We start from the raw sequence: 21,295 nt of genomic DNA, 5'->3' as shown, positions 1-21,295 counted from the left end.
TGGCCAAGATGACGATTTTTCTCGGCGGTTTTCTGCTGTTGACCATTCTGATCGGTATGTTGGCGACGATTCCTCCGGCGTGATCATTCCGGGGCCCCGTTTCATTGCACCTCTGGACGCGCGGTCGAGCCATTGGTACATGCTCCACAACCCGTCCAGTCCTCGCGCGTTTTGTGCGTGTTCATCGCTGTACGCTCCTGGTGAAAGGTCGTGAATTAGACTAAACCCGGGTATCGAACGGTGGGAGTGACAAGCGTGGCGGGATTTCGATGGACTCGATGATCACTGCCGCCGCCCAGGCGCTGGCGGCGGGCAATCCGCTGGGGGCACTGGACCGCGTGGCCTTGCGCGACGATGCGCCGGCGCTGGCCCTGCGCGGCATCGCCATGGCGCAACTGGGCGATCTGGTGCGCGCCCGGGCGCTGGTCAAGCGCGCGCACCGAGCCTTTGCGCCCAGGGAGGTGCTGGCCCGTGCCCGATGCGTGGTGGCCGAGGCCGAAATCGCCCTGGCGTCACGGGATCTCGGCTGGCCGGTCAAGGCGCTCGAGGCAGCGCGGGTCACCCTTGAAAATCACGGTGACCGGGTCAATGCCGCTCATGCGCGGTATCTGCAGATGCGCCGTTTGCTGTTGATCGGCCAGCTCGATGAAGCGCAGCAGTTGTTGGCCAGTCTCGACCCCGGCCCCTTGCCGCCGGCCTTGCGCGCCACCCATGAACTGGTGCTGGCGGGGATCGCCATTCGCCGCCTGCAATCGAACGCGGCACGGGAGGCGTTGACGCGAGCCGGGCAGGCTGCCGGTCAGTCGGGGATTGCCGCGCTGATCGCTGAAGTCGAACAGGTTGCGTGCCTGCTCGACGCACCCGCGGCACGCCTGATTGCCCAGGGTGAGGAACGCGCGCTGCTGCTCGATGAAGTCGAAGCCTTGCTCGGTTCAACGTCGCTGGTGGTGGACGCCTGCCGGTACGTTGTGCGGGGCTGCGGCATGTCGGTGTCGCTCGCGACGCGGCCGATCCTGTTCATGCTCGCCCGTACCTTGGCCGAAGCCTGGCCCGCCGATGTTGCGCGGGAAACGCTGATCGCCCGCGCGTTCCGTCTGAAGCTCTCGGATGAGTCCCATCGTGCCCGGCTTCGCGTGGAAATCGGCCGGCTGCGTAAAGCGCTCAAGCCGTTGGCCGGCGTCATCGCGACGCCCCGGGGTTTTGCCCTGCAAACGTCCGTGTGCACGGAGGTGGTGACACTGGCGCAACCGGTCGAGGAAAAATATGCCGCGGTATTTGCCTGCCTCGCCGATGGCGAGTCGTGGTCGAGTTCCGCCCTGGCCCTGGCGCTGGGTATCAGCCAGCGCACGGTGCAGCGTGTGCTCGATACGCTGGCGAAGCAGGGCAAGGTGCAGTGGTTTGGTCGAGGCCGCGCGCGGCGCTGGATGACGCCGCCGGTACCGGGATTCGCGACGACCTTGTTACTCCCGGCACCGCTGCCCGGTGGCTAGGATGAACGCCACCAACCCCCGTTGAGGATTGCCAGATGAAACACGCAACTGCTGAAGTCATTCGTGAATATGGCCCGTTTGCCGAGGTCGATCATGTGTGCGGCGTCACCTGGGACGGCGAAAAGGTCTGGTTCGCCAGCAACAGCAAAATCAACGCTCTGGACCCGGAAAGCGGCAAGCTGCTGGACTCGATCGATGTCGCTGCCCATGCCGGCACCGCGTTCGATGGCAAGCATCTGTTCCAGATCGCCGACGATCGCATCCACAAGATCGATCCCCGTACCGGCCGCGTCCTCTCGACGATTCCGGCCCCCGGCGCCGGTGCTGATTCGGGGCTGACCTGGGCCGAAGGGACGTTGTGGGTGGGCCAGTACCGCGAGCGCAAGATCCACCAGATTGACCCTGAGACCGGCAAGATCCTGCGTACCCTCGAATCCAACCGTTTTGTTACCGGCGTGACCTGGGTGCAAGGTTCGCTGTGGCATGGCACCTGGGAGGGCGACGAGAGTGAGTTGCGGCGCATCGACTCGCAAACCGGTGAAGTACTCGAGAGCCTCAGGCTGCCGGAAGGCGTCGGCGTGTCGGGACTGGAGTCCGATGGCGGCGAGCGGTTGTTTTGCGGTGGCGGCGAAAGCGGCAAGGTGAGGGTGGTGCGTCGGCCTTCGTGATGCACGGATCTGTTTACACCCACTTACCCTGTGGGAGCGGGCTTGCTCGCGAAGGCGGCGTGTCAGACGACATTGATGCTCCCTGACACACCGCCTTCGCGAGCAAGCCCGCTCCCACAGGGGCAGTGGGTGTATGCAAAATCTGCAAGCAACCGAAATCACTGTGGGAGCAAGCTCACTCCAGCCACTCAGTCCGCTTGTGGATAATGATCGCTGATCTCGTACCAGTCCGCTTTCGAGCCGACGCAAACATGTTTTTGCTTGCGTGTCCGTAGCGGCGTATCCAGCGAGCCGAGGGCAATCGAAACCCACTCGGAAAACGCGCCTGTCGAGTCAGTCCAGAACAGCGAAGATCCGCAGCGGGAACAGAACTGCCGCGTGACACCTTTGGACGATTGATACGCCATCAGCGAGTCAGTGCCGGTCATGATCGACAGCGCCGAGGCGGGCGCGCTTGCGTAGGTGGCAAACGCAGCGCCATGGCTCTTTCGGCACTGGCTGCAATGGCAATGGGTGACGGCTTTCAACTCGCTCGACACGCGATATTTGACCGCACCGCAAAGGCAGCTGCCCCGGTGAAACTCATCCATGAAATGCCATCTCCTTATCGATAGTATTTTTCCGTCCTGCCATGTTTTCTACTGGTCGAAATCGGTCTAAAAGCCCGGTTGGCAATCGTCCCTGTTTTGCTATCCTCAACCTTGTAGGTGAAGACGCAGACTGATGCGCAAAAGGATAGCAAGGAGACGTGGGGCGCGTTCCGAAGGGTACACGGTTAGAAAGATCCCCGCGCTGGGATCCAGCCCTTATGCCGTGTGAAGCAGAAGAGTTCCATTACGGTTTCACGACTCTTTTGTGGGAGGCCTGATAAACCTTGTAAGCCGGAGACCAGCACCGGCCACCTACTTGTACTCACCCACGAAGCCCGCCCAGTGCGGGCTTTTTAATGCGTTGGTTTTTTCACGGTGTAGGAGCCAGCTTGCTGGCGATGGTCGTTAACGATAACGCGGGCGAACTGGATAAACGCGGCGCACTGGAGTCCATCGCCAGCAGGCTGGCTCCTATGTATGGACTCGCCCCCACTTTCAACCTGCTTCTAAACACTGCTGCCCGGTTGCATCTATGTATCAGGCCTGTTTGAGGAAGCCTTGAACGGCTTCTGGCCAACATTGGATAAGCGCGCGGTATGCCGATTACAGTGAGGCCTCAAGGGCCGGTAGGAGCCCAGGCATCAATCCGCGACGGTCTGACCTGGGGTCAATGTTTTTTAGCATGGGTTGGAGCGGCTTAACGCCCCGGTGGCAGAACGCTATTGATCAGTGACTCATCGCCACCTCGGGGCCATTTCCCGGCCGGCGATGATAAGTCTGATCGTTTTGTAGTAGTACCCAGAGAATGCGCAGGTTGCGGTTGGCCAATCGCACTGCCGCCTCCTTGCGCCCCAGGCGGGAAATCCAACGCTGTAGACGTTGGTCGTCCGGCTGCTGTGAGTCAGATCGTATCTGCCTTAAAACAGCATGGGCTCCTTGGATCGTCAGACTGCGCAAGTAGGCATCGCCATGTTTGCACATCTTGCCCAGCCGGATTTTATCGCCGCTGCTGTGCTGGTTGGGCACCAACCCGAAGTACGCGGCAAACTGCCGGGCGTTGGCGAAGCGTTCAGGCTCGGTCTGCTTGGCCAGCAGCGCCGTGGCGATGATTGGACCAACACCGCGCACAGTCATCAGCCGCCTCGCTATCTCACTCTCTTTCGCCGCCGTTTCCAGTCGGCCGGTCAGTACGTTGACGCGTTCACCCAGTTGACTCCATTCACCCAGCAGTTCGGCGATCAGCTCGCGCAGTAGATCGGGCAATGGCTGGGTAACATCTTCCAATATCCGAGGCACGAGCTGGCTGATCGCCATTTCGCCCTGCGCCAGAGCCACGCCATGTTCCAGCAGCAAACCGCGCATCTGATTGCCCACCGCCGTGCGTCGCCGTATATATCCCTGTCGAGCTCGGTGCAGTGCCTGCATCGCGAGCGCCGCCGGGCTCTTGACCGGAACGGCTGAAATCGTGCTATCGCGGCCTGCACGCAGGATAGCGAACGCATCGTTGTGATCATTTTTCGGGCCACAGCGATGTTTGGCAACAAGCTGGGCCGGCAGGATGCGGACCGGATTGCCCTGTATTTGCAGTAACCGGGCCCACGCCTGAGCGCCTGGCCCGGTTTCCACCAAGACCGTCACACTCTCGGGAAGCTTGTGCAGAAATACCTGGAAGGCCTCGCGGGACTTGATTCGATCCTCGAATTTTACCTGGCCGAGAGCATCCTCCCCGGCGACCTGAAAGACCTTTTTTGCAAGATCTACCGCAACGGTCGTGCACGCCGACTCGTCGGCTGACAAAGACTGATTGAACATCGTATGCTTTTTCATGGCCTCGCCCTCGCTGTCGTTGGCTTCTATAAGAATGCCACCGCGGCGCACAGACGCCTCGGCTTGGGCGAGTCCATTTAATTACAGTTTCAGCGTGGGCATGGCCCCTTGTGGGAGCTGGCTTGCCAGCGATGGTCGTCAACGATAACGCGGGTGATCTGGATAAACGCAGCGCACTTGAGTCCATCGCCAGCAAGCTGGCTCCTACAGTTTCAGCGTGGGCAGGGTCCCCTGTGGGAGCTGGCCTGCCAGCGATGGTCGTTGACGATAACGCGGGCGAACTGGATAAACGCGGCGCACTGGAGTCCATCGCCAGCAGGCTGGCTCCTACAGTTTTGCGTCGAGAACCTTTTCTATGCCCGCAAGGCAGGTCTGGCCGGCCACTCAAGGCGCGCCGAACAGCATCGTCCAGTAAACACCGTTGTCGCTGCGGGCGTTGGCGGCGTACGCGGCACCGACCTGGGTGAACATCGGGTTCATCAGGTTGGCGCAGTGCCCGGGACTGGCGAGCCAACCGGCCATGGCCTTGCTCGGCGAACCTTGCCCGGCGGCGATGTTTTCGCCGATCTGGCGGCCACGGTAGCCGGCAGCCCTGGCGCGGTCGGCGGGCATGTCACCGTCGCGGTCCTGGTGGGCGAAATAGTTGCCGTAGGCCATGTCCTTGCTGTGATTTTGTGCTGCGGAACCCAAGGCCGCACTCCAGGACAGCGGCCGCGCGGCGGCGAAGCGCTGGCGACCACACAGGCGCGGCCTGGCCCGGGCAGCGTTGACCTGCGTCAGCAACGCCTGGGCGGCGCTGCGAGGATCGGCGGTTTGCCGGTCGAGCACCGGCCGCGCCAGCACCACTTGCCACTCGCTCCCGGCGCGGCTGACGCCGATATCGGCGTATTGGTTGTCGAGCAGTGCGGCGCAGTGCTCGTCCTGGAACATATCGAAGGCTTCTTCGGCGTCCCGTGCACCCACCACGCGGATAGAACGCACCATGGTCGCCTGATAGCCGGAAGCTTTTAACCGATCCCGCAACCCACCGCCATAGCCAACGGGCAAGGCCAGGTTCGATTTGAGCGTCAGGGGTGACAAGCGTTGCGCGGGGCGCCGATCGCAACGTTGCGGATGGGCGCGGTAGTCGTTGATGGCGTCGACCAGTTGCCGTTGCCCATCGGCGTGGGCGGGGCTGGCAAAAACGGGGAGCAGGGGAAGCAGGCACAGCGAAGAAAAGCGCAAGGCAACGACGGTTTGGCGCATGAACGGACAACTCGAATGAGATGACGACGAAAGGAGTGGGGAAAAACGCAGGGTATGACTGGTGTCTCGACACAAGGTTCACGGCGCACAAGCAGCTGCCTGTCATCCAGCCGAGGCGTCCGACGAAGGGTAGGGTGGAGTGCGCCGTTTAAACGGGATCCTGGTGCTCGTTCGGTCGCAGCCTGAAGCGACCATGCACTCGCTGTGCTGGACTTCGCCGCCGCCCAACGCGCCGATCAAGGCCAGGTCCAGTTCGCGGCCCATGCTGCGCATCAGCGAGGCCAGGGCTTCGGGGCCGATGATGGCGGCGACTTCATCGATCAGGACGCTGGCCAGTAGCTGATAGTGGCGGGGGGGCTTGTCGGAACGCCGCATCGCCCCGTTGGGTCGCGAAGCGGCCCCAAACCCTGCAATCGCGGTTACTCAGGCAAATGCATTGTTCGGGTTTGCGACTGCTGCGCAGCCGAACGGGGGCGAGCCCCCTCGCCACAAAGACCGGTGTTGCCGTTACAACCCATCCCCCAGCGCCTTTAAGTATTCAGGACTTTCGCTGATCGAGTTATGCCCCGTCCCCGGTATCACCTGCAACGACGCCACGCCTTTGGTGAAATGACTCAACAAACGCTCCGTACTCGAACGCGGAATCACTTCATCATGCTCGGCGGCAATCAGGCGAGTCGGCACCGTGATGCGGGCGGCGTACTGCCAGGACGGGTATTTGTCCTTCAGCAACCAGCGCACCGGAAACCAGCCAAACTGACGAGCGGCCAGCCCCTCGAGGCTGTTGTAGGGCGTGATCAATACCAGGCGCGCCGCCGGGCGCTGGCTGGCAAGGCGCACGGCGACACCCGAGCCCAGGCTGCGTCCGACCACCGCCACATGCGAGTGGCTGGCATACACCTGGTCGAACAAGGTCAAGGCATCGCGGGCGATGGCCTCTTCGGAGGGCGAGCCGGAACTGCCGCCAAAGCCCCGGTAATGCAGCAGATACAGCGCGTAGTCAGGGAACGCCTGGGTGAACCCGGGCAAGTTGCGCGAGACGTCCTCGGCGTTGCCGCCAAAGTAGATCAGCGCCTTCGGGCCTTCGTGAGGCCGGATGGACACCAGCACCCGTGCGTCGGCGACCGGCAGGGTGAGCAGCGTCCCGGCTGCGCCGACGGCGCGCGGTTGCGGGTAATAGATCAGCGCCCGCTGAAACACGAACAGCGTCACGCACAGCGTCAGGTACAACGCAGCGACGATGACGACGAGCAACACCAGGGTGCGCGACATTCGACTAACGTTAGTGGGCGGCATTGACGGCTCGGGGTTTGAAAGTGGCTGGCGCCGCAGGGCTTTGTGAGTGTAGTCAATCGACCCTGGGCGCGGGTTATCCGCCGTGTCGGTGCAACAGGCCGGACCCGAACGACTGGTGAGAAGCGTTTTATGAGCCATCCTGAGGGTTACACCCGTAGAGCAATACTCACGCTGGCTGCCGGTGCTTCGGCGGTCTTCACGTTCGGTCCGGTGGGCGCGCAACCCGCGCCGTCGACGGGAACAGGAGGCAAGACCATGCAGACTCGCGCCATTCCTTCCAGCAACGAGTCCTTGCCGATCGTAGGCTTGGGCACTTATCGCGGATTCGACGTCGAGCCCTCGCAACCGGCCTACAAGGACTTGCCCGCGGTACTGGATGCGTTGTTCGACAAGGGTGGCAAGCTGATCGACAGCTCGCCGATGTATGGTCGCGCCGAACAGACCACCGGTGAACTGCTGTCGATCCATGAGCCGCGCTCGCCGGCGTTCCTGGCCACCAAGGTGTGGACCCGCGGGCGCGAGGAAGGCATCGCGCAGATGGAACAATCCTTCGCCCTGTTGCAGACCGACCGGATCGACCTGATGCAGATTCACAACCTGCTGGACTGGCAGACGCACTTGCCGACCCTGCGCCACTGGAAAGAACAGGGGCGCATCCGCTACATCGGCATCACCCATTACACGGCGTCGGCCTACGACGAAGTGGAGGCGGTACTCAAGGCCGAGCCTGTGGATTTCCTGCAGATCAACTACGCCCTGGATGATCGCGGCGCCGAGAAACGCTTGCTGCCGTTGTGCCGTGAACGGGGCGTGGCGGTGATCTGCAATCGGCCGTTCGGCGGTGGCGGCCTGCTGGCCAGACTGAAAGACAAACCGCTGCCAGGCTGGGCGGCGCAAGTCGGGGTCAAGAGCTGGCCGCAACTGGCACTGAAGTTCCTGTTGTCGCATTCGGCGGTGACCTGCGTGATTCCGGGCACCGGCAACCCGCGCTATATGGCGGAAAATACCCGGGCCGGATTCGGCCCGATGCTGACCGATGCCCAGCGTCAGCAACTGATTGCGCTGGTGGACTAGCGCAGCCGGCGAGTTGCGCAACCTCTCCTATACTGTCCGCGTCCATGCCGTTGAAAGCGCATTCGTTGCCCTGACGGCGTCCCTGTCCATCACTGCAAGGAGATCGAACATGGCTATCCGCATTGGCGATGAAGCACCGGATTTCACCGCCGAAACCACCGAAGGCACGCTCAATTTTCACCAATGGATCGGCGACGGGTGGGCCATCCTGTTTTCCCACCCCAAGGATTTCACCCCGGTGTGCACCACTGAACTGGGCTACCTGGCCAAACTCAAGCCCGAATTCGACAAGCGCAACACCAAGGTCATCGGCCTCAGCGTCGACCCGGTCAGCGATCACAACCGTTGGGTCGGCGACATCGCCGAGACTCAGGGCTGCGCCGTCAACTATCCGCTGATCGGCGACGAAAACCTGGTGGTGGCCAAGCTTTACGACATGATCCACCCCAATGCCAGCGGCGGCGCGCGCACGGCGGTGGACAACGCCACGGTGCGTTCGGTGTTCATCGTCGGCCCGGACAAGAAGGTCAAGGCCATGCTGATCTACCCGATGAGCGCCGGGCGCAATTTCGATGAAGTGCTGCGTTTGCTCGACTCTCTGCAACTGAATGCCAAGCACACCGTTGCCACGCCGGTGAACTGGCGGCCGGGCGAGGATGTGATCATCCCGACTTCAGTGTCTGATGAAGATGCGAAGAAGAAATACCCGGATGGCTTCAAGACACTGAAGCCGTATTTGCGGACGGTGGCTCAGCCGAAATAACCTCGGCAGCCCTGAAACCGCCTTCGCGAGCAAGCTCGCTCCCACAGGGATCTCCGGTGAACACAAGATCTGTGTACGACAGAGATCCCCTGTGGGAGCGGGCTTGCCCGCGAAGGGGCCGGAATTGCTGGCCGAGAAATTTCTGTCAAACCAGATACTTTTTAAACCACCCCAACGTCCGCTCCCACGCCAGCTTCGCCGCCGCCTCGTCATAACGCGGCGTCGAGTCGTTGTGGAAGCCATGATTGCAGCCCGGATAAATGTAGGCCTCATAGGTCTTGCCCCCGGCCTTCAACGCTTTCTCATAGGCCGGCCAGCCCTCGTTGATCCGCGTATCCAGCTCGCCGTAGTGCAGCATCACCGGTGCCTTGATCCGGGGCACTTCCTCGGCCGTAGGCTGACGACCATAAAACGACACGGCGGCGCCCAGTTCCGGATAGGCCACGGCGGCGGCGTTGGTCACGCCACCGCCGTAGCAGAACCCGGTGATGCCGACTTTTCCGGTGGCGGCAGGGTGTTTCATCATCCACTCGACGGCGGCGAAAAAGTCGTTCATCAGCTTTTGCGGGTCGACCGTGGCCTGAAGCTCGCGGCCCTTGTCGTCATTGCCGGGATAACCGCCGACCGAGGTCAGGCCGTCCGGGGCCAGGGCGATGAAACCGGCCTTGGCCACACGCCGGGCCACGTCTTCGATGTACGGGTTGAGCCCGCGGTTTTCATGCACGACCACCACCGCTGGCACCTTGCCGGTGGCCTTGGCCGGGCGCACCAGATAAGCCCGTACCTGGCCGTGGCCCTTGGGCGACGGGTAGGTGACGTACTCGGCAATGATGTCCGGGTCGGTGAACTCGACTTGCTCGGCCAGCGCGTAGTTGGGACTTAGCACGGCAAGCAGGGCACCGGCGGTCATGCTGCCGAAGGTGAACAACGCTGCGCGGTCGAGAAACTCCCGGCGGTTGATCTTGCCGTGGGCGTAGTAGTCATATAGCTCAAGCAGTTGCGGGGAAAAGTCTTTGGCAGTTAGACGGGTCATCGGTGCAACTCCTCTCGGCTGGTTGAACACGAAACCTGTGGGAGCGAGCCTGCTCGCGAAGACGGCGTCAGGTTCAGTATCCCGGTGTCTGACACACCGCTTTCGCGAGCAGGCTCGCTCCCACAGGGGTTAAAGGGTGAGGCTAAAATCTCATTTCACGCACTGCGCCCCAGCCTTCGCTATTTGCGCATCTTGTTCAGGCTTGACGCCCGAGACCCCAACAGCGCCTATCACCTGGCCATCGAACACAATCGGCACGCCACCCTCGAGCGAAGTCAGCACGGGTGCTGACAGAAAAGCGTAGCGCCCCCCGTTGACCATGTCCTCATAGCTTTTCGATTCGCGCCGCCCGAGGGCTGAGGTGCGGGCCTTTTCGGTGGCGATATACGCACTGCTCGGTGCGCAACCGTCGAGGCGTTCGAGGGCCAGCGGGTGACCGCCGTCATCGACCACCACTATGGTCACCGCCCATTGATTGGCCTGTGCTTCGGCACGGGCGGCTTTGATGATCTGCTGGACTTCGGTCTGGCTCAGCACGGCTTTGCGGTTCATGGGCATCTCCGGGGTTCGGTTAAGGCAGGGCGGCTTCGACCAGTTCGATCCAGTGCCGCACCGGGGTCCGGCCCGCGCCGTCGAGGTGCGACTGGCAGCCGATGTTGGCCGTGACGATGACCTCGGGATGGCCGCTTTCCAGGGCATTGAGTTTGTTGTCGCGCAGTTGTCGCGACAGTTCGGGCTGGGTCAGTGAATAGGTGCCCGCCGAGCCGCAGCACAGGTGCCCGTCGGGCACGGACGTCAGGTTGAAACCGAGTCCGCTCAGCAGCGCTTCCACGGCGCCGCCGAGTTTCTGCCCGTGCTGCAAGGTGCAGGGGCAATGGAAGGCCAGGCGCTGCGAGGCGTGGATCCCGAGTTTTTCCAGCGGCTCGTCGCGCAACACCTCCACCAGGTCCCGGGCCAGTTCGCTGACCTTTTTCGCCTTGTCGGCATAGGCCGGGTCGCTGGCGAGCAGATGGCCGTAGTCCTTGATGAAGGCGCCGCAACCGCTGGCGGTCTGCACAATCGCCTCGACGCCTTTTTCGATGCCCGGCCACCACGCGTCGATGTTGCGCCGGGCGCGATCGAGGCCGGCGGCCTGGGCGTCCAGGTGGTAGTCCACGGCACCACAACAACCGGCTTCGCGGGTCGCGATGACGCTGATTCCCAACCGGTCCAGCACCCGCGCCGCCGCGGCATTGGTGTTGGGCGACAGGGCGGGCTGCACGCAGCCTTCGAGCATCAGCACCTGACGCTCGCGCAGGGTCATGGGTCGCAGTTTGGCTGGCGGTGCATGGCGCGGCAATTTGCTTTGCAGGGTGCCCGGCAGCAGTGCGCGGAACATCTGGCCGCCATTGATCAGGCTCTTGAACAAATCCGGATGCGGCACGGTCTGGCGCAATCCCTCGCGCAACAGGCGCTGCCCGAGGGGGCGCGGCACCGCCGCATCGACCACCGCCCGACCGATGTCCAGCAGGTTGTGGTAGTCGACGCCCGACGGGCAGGTGGTTTCGCAGTTGCGGCACGACAGGCAGCGATCCAGGTGTTGCTGGGTCTTTTGCGTGACGTCGTTGCCTTCCAGCACTTGCTTGATCAGGTAGATGCGGCCCCGCGGCCCGTCCAGTTCATCGCCGAGCAATTGATAGGTCGGGCAGGTGGCATTGCAGAAGCCGCAGTGCACGCAGGTGCGCAGGATGCTTTCGGCTTCTGCGGCGCGGGGCAGTTGGCTGGCGCGTTCACTCAGGGTCGTCTGCATGGTTCAAAGCTCCGCGTACAGGCGTCCGGGGTTGAAGATGCCCCGTGGATCGAGCTGTTGTTTCAGGTTGCGGTGATAGCGCATGAGGGCCGGGGGCAGCGGCTGGAACGGGGTGTCGGTGAGGCCGTGGCTGAAGCAGGTGACATGCCCGCCGACCTCGTCGACGACCTGACGGATGAACGCCGCTTCGGCGTCGGATTTCAACCAGCGCTGGGCGCCGCCCCAGTCGATCAACTGACGCCCCGGCAGCGACAGGCGCGGTGTGTTGTGCGGCAGTGACAGGCGCCAAAGCGGCTGGTCTTCATCGAAGAAACTCAAGCGCTGTTCGTTGAGGTCTTCCCAGTACGAAGCGTCCAGCCGTTCGCCACCGAGGCGCTCGTGGGCCGCCGCCACCGAGCCTTCACCGCCCTCGAGCCGCAGGTGCAGGTGTGAGCCGTCGTGGCAGGCCGCGCTGATCGGCAACGGTTGCTGGCCCCATTCCGCCAGGCGCAGCAGGGCGCGTTCAGGGTCCATTTCCAGGCTGATGCTCAGGACTTTCCGGGGTTTTGGCAGCACTTTGAGCGAGACTTCGGTGATCAGCCCGAGGCAGCCGTAACTGCCGGTCATCAGGCGTGACAGGTCGTAGCCGGCGACGTTTTTCATCACCTCGCCACCGAAGCGCAACAGCTTGCCTTGCCCGGTGATGACCCGCGTGCCGAGGACGAAATCGCGCACCGAGCCGGACCACGGGCGCCGCGGGCCGGACAGCCCGCAGGCGATCATGCCGCCGACCGTGGCGCCGTCGCCAAAGGACGGCGGCTCGCAAGGCAACATCTGTTGCGCGGCATCCAGCGCCTGCGCCAGCTCCGACAGCGGCGTGCCGCAACGGGCAGTGATCACCAGTTCGGTCGGGTCGTAACTGACGATGCCCCGGTGCGCGCGGGTATCGAGAATTTCCCCGGCCGTGGTGCGGCCAAGAAAACCTTTGCTGTTGGAACCCTGGATGCGCAACGGCGTGGCGTTTTCCAGCGCCTGATTGACCTGCTCCAGGAGCAGTTGGCTGTCATCGAAATCTGCCGGGCCGCGCATCAGAAACGCTCCAGCTCGGGGAAGGGCAATTGACCGCCATGTATGTGCATGGCGCCGAATTCGGCGCAGCGATGCAGGGTCGGAATGTTCTTGCCGGGGTTGAGCAGGCCGCTGGGGTCGAAGGCGGCTTTGATGGCATGGAACAGGGTCAGCTCATCGCTGTTGAATTGCGCGCACATCTGGTTGATCTTCTCGCGGCCCACACCGTGCTCACCGGTGATGCTGCCGCCGACCTTCACGCACAGCTCCAGAATCTTGCCGCCCAGGTTTTCCGCGCGCTCAAGTTCACCGGGTTGATTGGCGTCGAACAGGATCAACGGATGCATGTTGCCGTCGCCGGCGTGGAATACGTTGGCCACCCGCAGGCCGTATTCGTTCGACAGTTCGGCGATGGCGTGCAGCACGCCGGGCAGTTCGCGACGGGGGATGGTGCCGTCCATGCAGTAATAATCCGGCGAGAGGCGGCCCACCGCCGGGAAGGCGTTCTTGCGCCCGGCCCAGAAACGCACGCGCTCGGCTTCGTCTTTGGCCTGGCGCACCTCGGTCGCACCGGCCTGTTGCAGGACCTGGCGCACCCGGTCGCAGTCATCCGAGACATCGGCTTCAACACCATCGAGCTCGCACAGCAGAATGGCCTGGGCCTGCACCGGGTAACCGGCGTGGATGAAGTCCTCGGCGGCACGGATGGCCAGGTTGTCCATCATTTCCAGGCCCCCGGGGATGATGCCGGCGGCAATGATGTCGCCGACGGCGCGCCCGGCTTTTTCCACGGAGTCGAACGCCGCCAGCAATACCTTGGCGGTCTGCGGTTTGGGCAGCAGCTTGACCGTGACCTCGGTGATCACCCCGAGCAGGCCTTCGGAGCCGGTGAACAGTGCCAGCAGATCGAAACCGGGGGCGTCGAGGGCGTTGGAGCCCAGGCTCAAATGCTCGCCGTCGACCGTGAGGATGTCGACCTTGAGCACGTTGTGCACGGTCAGGCCGTACTTCAGGCAGTGCACGCCACCGGCATTTTCCGCGACGTTGCCGCCGATGGAACAGGCAATTTGCGAGGACGGATCCGGCGCGTAATACAGGCCGAACGGTGCCGCCGCCTGGGAAATCGCCAGATTGCGCACACCCGGCTGAACCCGCGCGGTACGGGCGGCGGGGTCGATGCCCAGGATGTTGTTGAAGCGCGCCATCACCAGCAGCACGCCTTTCTCAAGGGGCAGCGCGCCGCCGGACAAACCGGTGCCGGCGCCACGGGCCACGACCGGGACGTGCAACTCATGACAGACGCGCAGCACCCCTTGCACTTCATCGAGGTGCCGGGGCAGCACCACCAGCATCGGCGTGGTGCGATAGGCCGACAGTCCGTCGCATTCGTAGGGCCTGAGTTCCTCCTGCTGATGCAGGATTTCCAGGCCCGGCAAGCGGCTCTGCAGGGCCTGCAACAGTGCCTGTCTGTCGACGTTGGGCAAGGCGCCGTCAACGCGTTCATCGTAGAGAATGTTCATCGGCGCTCGACACTCGTTTTGTTGATGCGTGAGGTCTGTTTTTGCGGTCCACTGTCTTAATCATTGGCCCGCCAGGCTCAGCTGTCCATGTGATCTTTGTCTGCTCGACGGACCAATCATTCAATAAAAACCACCGTCCACTGTGGGAGCGAGCTTGCTCGCGATAGCGGTGTCACGTTCAACAGAGATGTCGACTGTGCCACCGTCATCGCGAGCAAGCTCGCTCCCACAGTTCGATTCAATGCCCACCCACCACCATATGGCTGAACGGCGCAACATAGGCCTGCAACGTCACCAGCCCGCCGACCAGAATCGCCAGCACAATCGAGTGGAAGAACACGTAGCGCAGGATTTCCCCTTCATGGCCGTACCAGCGGGTGGCGGTGGAAGCGACCACGATCGACTGGGCGTCGACCATCTTGCCCATGACCCCGCCGGAACTGTTGGCGGCGGCCATCAACACCGGGCTGATGCCCAGTTGCTCGGACGTCACCCGTTGCAGGCCGCCGAACAGCACGTTGGACGCGGTGTCCGAGCCGGTCAGCGCCACGCCGAGCCAACCGAGCAGGGTGCCGAACATCGGGTAGAAAATGCCCGTCGCGGCGAAGGCCAGGCCCATGGTCGCATCCAGGCCCGAGTAGCGCGTGAGAAAGCCCAGGGCGAGCATCGCCACAATGGTGATCAGCGAGTAACGCACTACCCACAAAGTGCGCAGGTACTGGTGAATCAGTTGCGGGATCGAGTACCCCATCAGCAAGCCGCCGACAATCGCCGCCAGCAGAATGCCGCTGCCGGTGGAGGTGAACCAGGTGAACTTGTACACCGCCTCCTCGGTTTTCGGCGCGGCCACCACGGGCGGGACTTTCTCGATCTGCAAATGCAGGGTGTTGAAGGTCACGACCGGCGCAAACAGCGGGTTGGCTTCGCGCATCGGCTTGCCCTGCGGATCGAGCTTGGCGGCACTGGTTTGCGGATCGATGGCAGGGCGGGTGTCGAAGGTGTTCTTAAAGCCCTGGGTGCCCCAGATGAACACGAAGACCGTCAGGATGATCCACGGCATCCACGCCCGCATCACCGCCGGTTTCGCCTCGCTGGCAAAGGTTGCAGTGGGTACGGGCTTTTCGTCGTGCTCGACATCGATCTTCGAGTTGTCGACCCGGCCGGACAGGGCGGCGGAGGTGTGCACGGTGGCCGGTTTCCAGACCTTGAGGAAACCGGTCAGGCAGGCCATGGAAATCAGCGCGGCGATCACATCCACCAGCATGGGCCCGTGATAGTTAGACACGAGGAACTGCGGAATGGCAAAACTGACCCCGGCCACCAGGATCGCCGGCCAGATCTCCAGCATCTTGCGCCAGCCGGCGAAGGCCCAGATCAGCCAGAACGGCACCAGCACCGAGAAGAAGGGCAACTGCCGACCGACCATCATCGACAGCTCCATCTCATCCAGCCCGGTGACCTTGGCCAGGGTGATGATCGGCGTGCCGAGGGCGCCGAATGCCACCGGCGCGGTGTTGGCGATCAGCGCCAGTCCCGAGGCGGCAAGCGGCGAAAAGCCGAGCCCGATGAGAATCGCCCCGGTCACCGCCACCGGCGTACCGAAACCGGCCGCGCCTTCGAAAAACGCACCGAAGCAGAAGGCGATCAGGAGCAATTGCAGACGCCGGTCATCGGTGATGCGCGCCAGGGAGTCTTGCAGCACCTTGAACGAACCGTTCTCGGTGGTCAGGCGGTGCAGGAAGATGATGTTCAACACGATCCAGCCAATCGGCAGCAAACCGTTGGCTGCACCGAACAGCGCCGCGGAACCGGCCATGTTCGCCGGCATGCCGAAGGCGAAGATCGAGATCAGCAAGGCCGAGACCAGGGCGAGCAGCGCCGCCAGGTGCGCCTTGATATGGAAAAACGCGAGGGACGCCAGCATCACCACCACCGGCACAGCCGCCATGAGCGTTGAAAGCACCGGGTTACCGAACGGATCGTAGACTTGCTGCCAGATCATGTTCCACCTCTGCTTTTTATTGTTGGACGTGCAGATCCCCTGGAGGGGAGGTGGCCTTGAGTATAGGAGGCATTGCGCCGCTGTCAGGGCCGGCCTTCGGTCCTGCCAATCGGCGAATTCCAGAGGGCTGAGCTAGCATGGCCAGTAGGGTTTGAATCCAGTCGAGGGAGCAATGCAGTCATGACCGAGCGCCATATAGAGCACAAGGAGACGTTATCGAACGGATGCAAAATCAAAGTCACAGCCGAGATATTGAAAGACGGTTCGTTGGGCATGTTTATCGGTGTCTACAAGCCGGACGGCTCGGTCATCGACGAAAACCACGACCCACGGCCGCACATGCTGGACATGGAGGCGGCGATGGATTGGGGAATCGATATTGCGAGGGGGACTGGCAATAGCCAGCGAACGTTGTGAGCGGTTCGCGTCCGTGCCCGGGTGACCCGCGGTCGCCGTCAGGATCCGAAGGCGCTGGCCGAGCTTTTTGCCAGCTCGACATCCAGCAGATGCTCGGCCAGCACGTCATTCAAAAAGCGGAACTGATCATTAAGCCCGACCACTTCGTTACTGAAGTGATGATCGGCTGAAGGGATCAACAGCGCTTCGAACTTCTCGTCGAACAGCAGAGTCAATTCTTTACGTGACTCGAATTTCTGCGCGTAGAAATTGTTGCCGAACAGCGGAAAACGCACGGCGAGGGAGACGGTGTGCATCATGAAGTTTGCTCCTCGCTCAGGACGTACCAGGCAAACACACTCAATGTGAACGCCGTCAGGGCCAGGCAGGTCAGCAGATGGATCAGCATGAGGTTTCCCTCCGATTCGGGGTTTCGTGTTGGCTTGGGATCGATCCTACGCTGACGGCGTTCAAGCGGAAGGCAATCGCGGCGATGGTGAATATCGACGCCAGTGATGGTGGTTTTTGCGCTGTCTGCTCTGGCCCCTTCGCGAGCAAGCCCGCTCCCACAATGTTTTGTGCTTGCCACATGATCCGGGCACGACACGCAACCTGTGGGAGCGGGCTTGCCCGCGAAGAGGCCCCCAAAAGTGCCGCCGGTTGTCGGCCATGCACATGCCGCGACCTATACTTGAATCATGGTTTTCGAGTGCTGGACATCCCGCCCGGTGCACACTTCAGGAAGCCGCCATCTTGAACCTGCGTTCGCTGATCATTGCCGTGCTGGTGGTGCTGGCAGGGTGCGCCACGCCGCCCCGTGCGCCAGTGGAAGTGGCGCCGGTCATCGTTCCCGCCAGCACCTGGCAACAGGTGGACCGGGAGATCGTCGCCGCGTCGCAGTCGGCCACCGAACAGACCCGAATCTACGCCCGTGGCGCCATGGAGTACTGGCGTACGCGGGTCTATGAACTGACCGAAGAAAATTTCATTCCGTGGTTCAGCAGCTACTGGACCCAGGAATGGCTGTCGATGAAGGTCAGCTGGTACAACATCAGCGCCAAGGGTGAGCAGGATGCCTCGGCCAAGCGCCTGGCGGCGTATCTGCTCGAAGCTTATCAGGAGAAGGTCCTGGCCCCGGTGGCGGCGGAAATCGATCCCGATGCGATTCTTAGCCTGGCAGCGGCGTTCTACGTCGACATCCTCAAGGAAGAGCTGCAGAAAATCTCCACCCGCCATGGGGTGCCGATGGCCCAGCTCAATGGGCGCATCCAGAAAATCCCGGCCATTGCCCTCGGGCCGCCGCCGGCGCGGGACGCCTCGTTGTACCAGATCGTGCACACCGAATCGCTGAACTCATTGCCGGCCTACACCGCGTTGCTTGACAAAGTCCATAAGGCCGGCGGTGACAGGGGCGTGGGTTCGACCGACACCGCGATGGCGCCGGTGGCCAAGCGCGCCAGCCAGCGTATGGAAGCCGAGATGGCCCCGCGCGGGGCCGCCAGTGCCGTGGCCGCCGCCGCGGGGAGACTCGCCGGCGGCTTGATCACCGTCGGTGTGGCGGCCATTCGCGCGATGATTCAGGCCAATGACAGGCCCGACAGCGAGGCGCTGATCCGCAGCAGCCTGGGCAACACCTTCGACAAGGCCTGGATCAAGCTGGTGCAGAACCCGACCACCGGCGTCATGGCCGGCACGCTTTACATGGCGGGGCAGATCGAAGGGAGTCTGGGCGGCGGTGCACAACCGCCGGTCGGTTTGAGTGCCGGCACTGTCGATTGGACGCCGGGGCAACCGACTACCCAGCAGAACACCCCATGATCCAAGGAGAAACACTCATGTCTTATGTCGATGGTTTTATCGCTGCCGTACCTACCGCCCACCGTGGGCAATACCTCAAGCACGCCCAGATCGCCGCCTCGGTCTTCAAGGAAAACGGTGCCTTGAGCGTGGTCGAATGCTGGGGCGAGGATGTCCCGGAAGGCAAGGTCACCTCGTTCCCGATGTCGGTGAAGCTCAAGGAGGGCGAAACCGTTGCCTTCGGCTGGATCATCTGGCCGGACAAGGCCACCCGCAATGCCGGGATGGACAAGATGATGCAGGACCCGCGCATGAAGCCGGAGGTCAATCCGATGCCCTTCGATGGCCAGCGCATGGTGTACGGCGGGTTTGAAGTACTCCTCACGGCTTGATGCCGGACGCAGGATCACTCCGGCGTCGGGGTGATCCTGCAACTCTTGCGCTCGCGGATCTCGTCATCCGTCGGCCGCTCGCGGATGAACTCGAAGCGCGGCTCACCTTCGCTGTAATGCACCAGCCAGCCCCATTCCAGCTGGAGTTCATCCTGGCCTGGCGCGGGCGGTCTGGCCCACCATGGCTCTTTGCTGATGATCTGTCGCATGGTCCCCCCCTCCGGTTTTGGGATGCCAGAACTATAACGCGCCTAGAGGACGTTGCCAGAAATCCGCTGGCCGGCAGGCGGGTGTTGAGTACACTCAGACAGTCTTCCCACAAGGAGTGCGGCATGAACGATGAAACCCGCGAGCCGATCAAGCGTTTGTTCTTTGCGCTGGACTGCGCTCCGGCCCAGCGCCGGGAGATCGCCCAGTGGCGCAGTGCGCTGCAGCTGCGCAACGGACGACCGGTGCCGGCGGACAACTTTCACCTGACATTGAAGTTTTTGGGCGCGGTGGGTGTGGCGCAGATCGCCGAGCTCTGCACCGCAGCGGCGTCCATCCGCACGCCGGGCGAGCGCTTGACGGTGGAGCTTGACCGGCTGGACGTATGGCGCAGGGCGGGGGCGTTGGTGCTCGCACCGCAGCAGGCGCCCCCTGCATTGCTGCGTCTGGTCTATGCCCTGGAACAGGCGATGTTGCCGTTCGGGCTGGAGGAGGCCCCAAGGGAATATCGCCCGCACCTGACCCTGGCGCGCGATTATCGGGCGCCGGTGCCGGAGTCCCCGACCGCGCCGCAATTCTTCCTGCATGCCGAGCGCTTTACCCTGTTCGAATCCCACAAGGGCCGTTATCGGGCGCTGGCCGAATGGCCGTTGATTGATCCATAAAAAAAGGCGCCCGAGGGCGCCAAATTCACCTGAACCGAGGGAGCCAGGTGAGGCCGTTCTACTTGCAGGAGAGGCAGCGGTGGTAAGGCGCTGCGTGAACGGAAATTGGTAGAGCTGAAATGTGTGCTGGATGTTCTGGCCTCATCGCGAGCAAGCTCGCTCCCACAGGGATAGCATGCCGTACCTGTGGGAGCGAGCTTGCTCGCGATGGCTATGTCAGGTTCAGCAAATCAATTGAGTGGATTACTGGCCGAGTTTCACCTTGGTCCAGCCTCGGGTCATGATCCGCTGGATGGCGATCGGCTGATCCGGTACGGCATAGAGCTTGGCCATCACCGCTTCCGACGGGTAGGAACCTGGTTCGTTGCGGATCGCTTCATCGACCAGTGGCGTGGCCGCCGCGTTGGCGTTGCTGTAGCCGATGTTGTTGGTGATGTCGGCGATCACGTCGGGGCGCATCAGGAAGTTCATGAACAGGTAAGCGTTCTCGACGTTGGCGGCATCGCGCGGCATCGCGAGCATGTCGTAGAAACTGGCGGCGCCTTCTTTCGGGATGCTGTAGTCGATCTTTACCTTGTCCCCGGCTTCCTGGGCGCGGGCCTTGGCCTGCAGCACGTCACCGGAGTAACCGACGGCCACGCAGATGTTGCCGTTGGCCAGGTCCGAGATGTATTTCGACGAATGGAAGTACGCAACGTTCGGGCGAATCTTCATGAACAGCGCCTGCGCTTGGGCGATGTGCTGTTTATCCTGATCGTTCACCGGGTAGCCCAGATAGTGCAGGGCGGTCGGGATCATTTCGGTCGGCGAGTCGAGGAAGCTGATGCCGCAGGCCTTGAGCTTCTCGGCGTTTTCCGGTTTGAACAGCAGGTCCCAGGAGTTGGTCGGTGCGTTGGCGCCGAGCACTTCCTTGACCTTGGCCGGGTTGAAGCCGATGCCGATCGAGCCCCACATGTACGGGATTGCGTGAGCGTTGTCGGGATCGCTCGCGGAGGCGTTTTTCAGCAGCACCGGATTGAGGTTGTTCCAGTTCGGCAGCTTCGACTTGTCCAGCGTCTGGTAGACGCCGGCCTTGATCTGCTTGGCCAGGAAACTGTTGGACGGCACGACGATGTCGTAGCCGGATTTGCCCGCCAGCAGGCGAGCTTCGAGGGTTTCGTTGCTGTCGAACACATCGTAGGTCACCTGGATGCCGGTCTCGTCTTCGAACTTCTTGACGGTGTCCGGGCCAATGTAATCCGACCAGTTGTAGACGCGCAGAACCTTGTCATTGGCCTGGGCGCCAGTGGCGATCGCGCCCAATAAGGACAGTGTCAGCAGAGTCCTGCCAAACATTTTCATCGGTACAACTCCATTTCTTTTTTATTCAAGATCACAAAACAGTGAACACAAAAACTGTGGCGAGGGCGCTTTTGTGGCGAGGGGGCTTGCCCCCGTTCGGCTGCGCAGCAGTCGTAAAACCAGCGAGTGCGGTGAAACTGAAACACCGCGGTT

General features: G+C 62.4%; 21 protein-coding genes and 1 pseudogene. 8 read left to right on the top strand and 14 right to left on the bottom strand.

Going from position 1 to position 21,295, the window contains the following annotated elements; all coding sequences use genetic code 11:
- Nucleotides 1-269 precede the first annotated feature (269 nt).
- Both PPUTUW4_RS15910 and PPUTUW4_RS15905 read left to right on the top strand, forming a co-directional pair.
- Complete coding sequence (locus PPUTUW4_RS15910) at nt 270-1,490, top strand: hypothetical protein (RefSeq protein ID WP_015095606.1); 1,221 nt, start codon at nt 270-272, stop codon at nt 1,488-1,490.
- A 35-nt stretch (nt 1,491-1,525) separates the two neighbouring features.
- Nucleotides 1,526-2,158 (top strand): PQQ-binding-like beta-propeller repeat protein, encoded by a 633-nt coding sequence (locus PPUTUW4_RS15905; RefSeq protein WP_015095605.1) that lies wholly within the window; start codon nt 1,526-1,528, stop codon nt 2,156-2,158.
- A gap of 188 nt (nt 2,159-2,346) precedes the next feature.
- Here PPUTUW4_RS15905 and PPUTUW4_RS15900 read toward each other — a convergent pair whose 3' ends face one another.
- The 5 genes and pseudogenes from PPUTUW4_RS15900 to PPUTUW4_RS15880 form a co-directional block, all read right to left on the bottom strand.
- Nucleotides 2,347-2,748, bottom strand: a complete 402-nt coding sequence (locus PPUTUW4_RS15900) for a GFA family protein (RefSeq protein ID WP_015095604.1) — start codon at nt 2,746-2,748, stop codon at nt 2,347-2,349.
- 726 nt (nt 2,749-3,474) lie between these two features.
- Complete coding sequence (locus PPUTUW4_RS15895; protein ID WP_083884580.1) at nt 3,475-4,560, bottom strand: IS110 family transposase; 1,086 nt, start codon at nt 4,558-4,560, stop codon at nt 3,475-3,477.
- Between the two features lie 399 nt (nt 4,561-4,959).
- Nucleotides 4,960-5,820 (bottom strand): CAP domain-containing protein, encoded by an 861-nt coding sequence (locus PPUTUW4_RS15890; protein WP_015095601.1) that lies wholly within the window; start codon nt 5,818-5,820, stop codon nt 4,960-4,962.
- A 102-nt stretch (nt 5,821-5,922) separates the two neighbouring features.
- Nucleotides 5,923-6,174 (bottom strand): annotated as a pseudogene (locus PPUTUW4_RS15885) (hypothetical protein); the annotation flags it as partial.
- A 153-nt stretch (nt 6,175-6,327) separates the two neighbouring features.
- Complete coding sequence (locus PPUTUW4_RS15880) at nt 6,328-7,116, bottom strand: alpha/beta fold hydrolase (RefSeq protein ID WP_041474895.1); 789 nt, start codon at nt 7,114-7,116, stop codon at nt 6,328-6,330.
- Between the two features lie 129 nt (nt 7,117-7,245).
- On the opposite strand from PPUTUW4_RS15880, the gene PPUTUW4_RS15875 reads away from it, so the two are divergent.
- Entirely contained in the window at nt 7,246-8,190 is a 945-nt protein-coding gene (locus PPUTUW4_RS15875) for an aldo/keto reductase (RefSeq protein WP_015095598.1), read from the top strand.
- Nucleotides 8,191-8,299: 109 nt separating this feature from the next.
- Entirely contained in the window at nt 8,300-8,953 is a 654-nt protein-coding gene (locus PPUTUW4_RS15870) for a peroxiredoxin (RefSeq protein ID WP_015095597.1), read from the top strand.
- Nucleotides 8,954-9,098: 145 nt separating this feature from the next.
- Here the strand turns inward: PPUTUW4_RS15870 and yghX are convergent, their stop codons facing one another.
- The 6 genes from yghX to PPUTUW4_RS15840 form a co-directional block, all read right to left on the bottom strand.
- Complete coding sequence (gene yghX / locus PPUTUW4_RS15865) at nt 9,099-9,986, bottom strand: YghX family hydrolase (RefSeq protein ID WP_015095596.1); 888 nt, start codon at nt 9,984-9,986, stop codon at nt 9,099-9,101.
- A gap of 150 nt (nt 9,987-10,136) precedes the next feature.
- Nucleotides 10,137-10,538, bottom strand: a complete 402-nt coding sequence (locus PPUTUW4_RS15860) for a heme-binding protein (RefSeq protein ID WP_015095595.1) — start codon at nt 10,536-10,538, stop codon at nt 10,137-10,139.
- 19 nt (nt 10,539-10,557) lie between these two features.
- Nucleotides 10,558-11,775, bottom strand: a complete 1,218-nt coding sequence (glcF, locus tag PPUTUW4_RS15855; RefSeq protein ID WP_015095594.1) for a glycolate oxidase subunit GlcF — start codon at nt 11,773-11,775, stop codon at nt 10,558-10,560.
- A gap of 3 nt (nt 11,776-11,778) precedes the next feature.
- Nucleotides 11,779-12,843, bottom strand: a complete 1,065-nt coding sequence (gene glcE, locus PPUTUW4_RS15850; RefSeq protein ID WP_015095593.1) for a glycolate oxidase subunit GlcE — start codon at nt 12,841-12,843, stop codon at nt 11,779-11,781.
- Nucleotides 12,843-14,342 carry a glycolate oxidase subunit GlcD gene (gene glcD, locus PPUTUW4_RS15845; RefSeq protein WP_015095592.1) on the bottom strand — a complete coding sequence of 500 codons (1,500 nt, stop codon included), beginning with the start codon at nt 14,340-14,342 and terminating at the stop codon, nt 12,843-12,845. The genes glcE and glcD overlap by 1 nt, the downstream gene beginning before the upstream one ends.
- Before the next feature lie 238 nt (nt 14,343-14,580).
- A complete protein-coding gene (locus tag PPUTUW4_RS15840) occupies nt 14,581-16,344 on the bottom strand; it encodes an L-lactate permease (RefSeq protein WP_015095591.1) in 1,764 nt (587 codons plus the stop codon).
- Nucleotides 16,345-16,524: 180 nt separating this feature from the next.
- Between PPUTUW4_RS15840 and PPUTUW4_RS15835 the strand changes: the two genes are divergently transcribed.
- Nucleotides 16,525-16,761, top strand: a complete 237-nt coding sequence (locus tag PPUTUW4_RS15835; protein WP_007975246.1) for a hypothetical protein — start codon at nt 16,525-16,527, stop codon at nt 16,759-16,761.
- A gap of 38 nt (nt 16,762-16,799) precedes the next feature.
- On the opposite strand, the gene PPUTUW4_RS15830 is transcribed toward PPUTUW4_RS15835, so the two are convergent.
- Entirely contained in the window at nt 16,800-17,060 is a 261-nt protein-coding gene (locus PPUTUW4_RS15830) for a hypothetical protein (protein ID WP_015095590.1), read from the bottom strand.
- A gap of 433 nt (nt 17,061-17,493) precedes the next feature.
- On the opposite strand from PPUTUW4_RS15830, the gene PPUTUW4_RS15825 reads away from it, so the two are divergent.
- Nucleotides 17,494-18,558: a hypothetical protein gene (locus tag PPUTUW4_RS15825; protein WP_015095589.1), complete on the top strand. Its 1,065-nt coding sequence runs from the start codon at nt 17,494-17,496 to the stop codon at nt 18,556-18,558.
- Nucleotides 18,559-18,575: 17 nt separating this feature from the next.
- Nucleotides 18,576-18,929 (top strand): DUF1428 domain-containing protein, encoded by a 354-nt coding sequence (locus PPUTUW4_RS15820; RefSeq protein ID WP_015095588.1) that lies wholly within the window; start codon nt 18,576-18,578, stop codon nt 18,927-18,929.
- A 14-nt stretch (nt 18,930-18,943) separates the two neighbouring features.
- Here the strand turns inward: PPUTUW4_RS15820 and PPUTUW4_RS15815 are convergent, their stop codons facing one another.
- Nucleotides 18,944-19,138 (bottom strand): hypothetical protein, encoded by a 195-nt coding sequence (locus tag PPUTUW4_RS15815; protein ID WP_015095587.1) that lies wholly within the window; start codon nt 19,136-19,138, stop codon nt 18,944-18,946.
- 123 nt (nt 19,139-19,261) lie between these two features.
- Between PPUTUW4_RS15815 and thpR the strand changes: the two genes are divergently transcribed.
- Complete coding sequence (gene thpR / locus PPUTUW4_RS15810) at nt 19,262-19,801, top strand: RNA 2',3'-cyclic phosphodiesterase (protein WP_015095586.1); 540 nt, start codon at nt 19,262-19,264, stop codon at nt 19,799-19,801.
- A 243-nt stretch (nt 19,802-20,044) separates the two neighbouring features.
- Here thpR and PPUTUW4_RS15805 read toward each other — a convergent pair whose 3' ends face one another.
- On the bottom strand, nt 20,045-21,142 hold the full coding sequence (locus tag PPUTUW4_RS15805; protein ID WP_015095585.1) for a polyamine ABC transporter substrate-binding protein: 1,098 nt from the start codon (nt 21,140-21,142) through the stop codon (nt 20,045-20,047).
- Between the last annotated feature and the right edge of the window lie 153 nt (nt 21,143-21,295).

The sequence above is a fragment of the Pseudomonas sp. UW4 genome (assembly GCF_000316175.1).
GTDB lineage: Bacteria > Pseudomonadota > Gammaproteobacteria > Pseudomonadales > Pseudomonadaceae > Aquipseudomonas > Aquipseudomonas laurylsulfatiphila.
The sequence above is the reverse complement of the archived record's forward strand: the minus strand, read 5'-3'. Positions and strand labels throughout refer to the sequence as shown.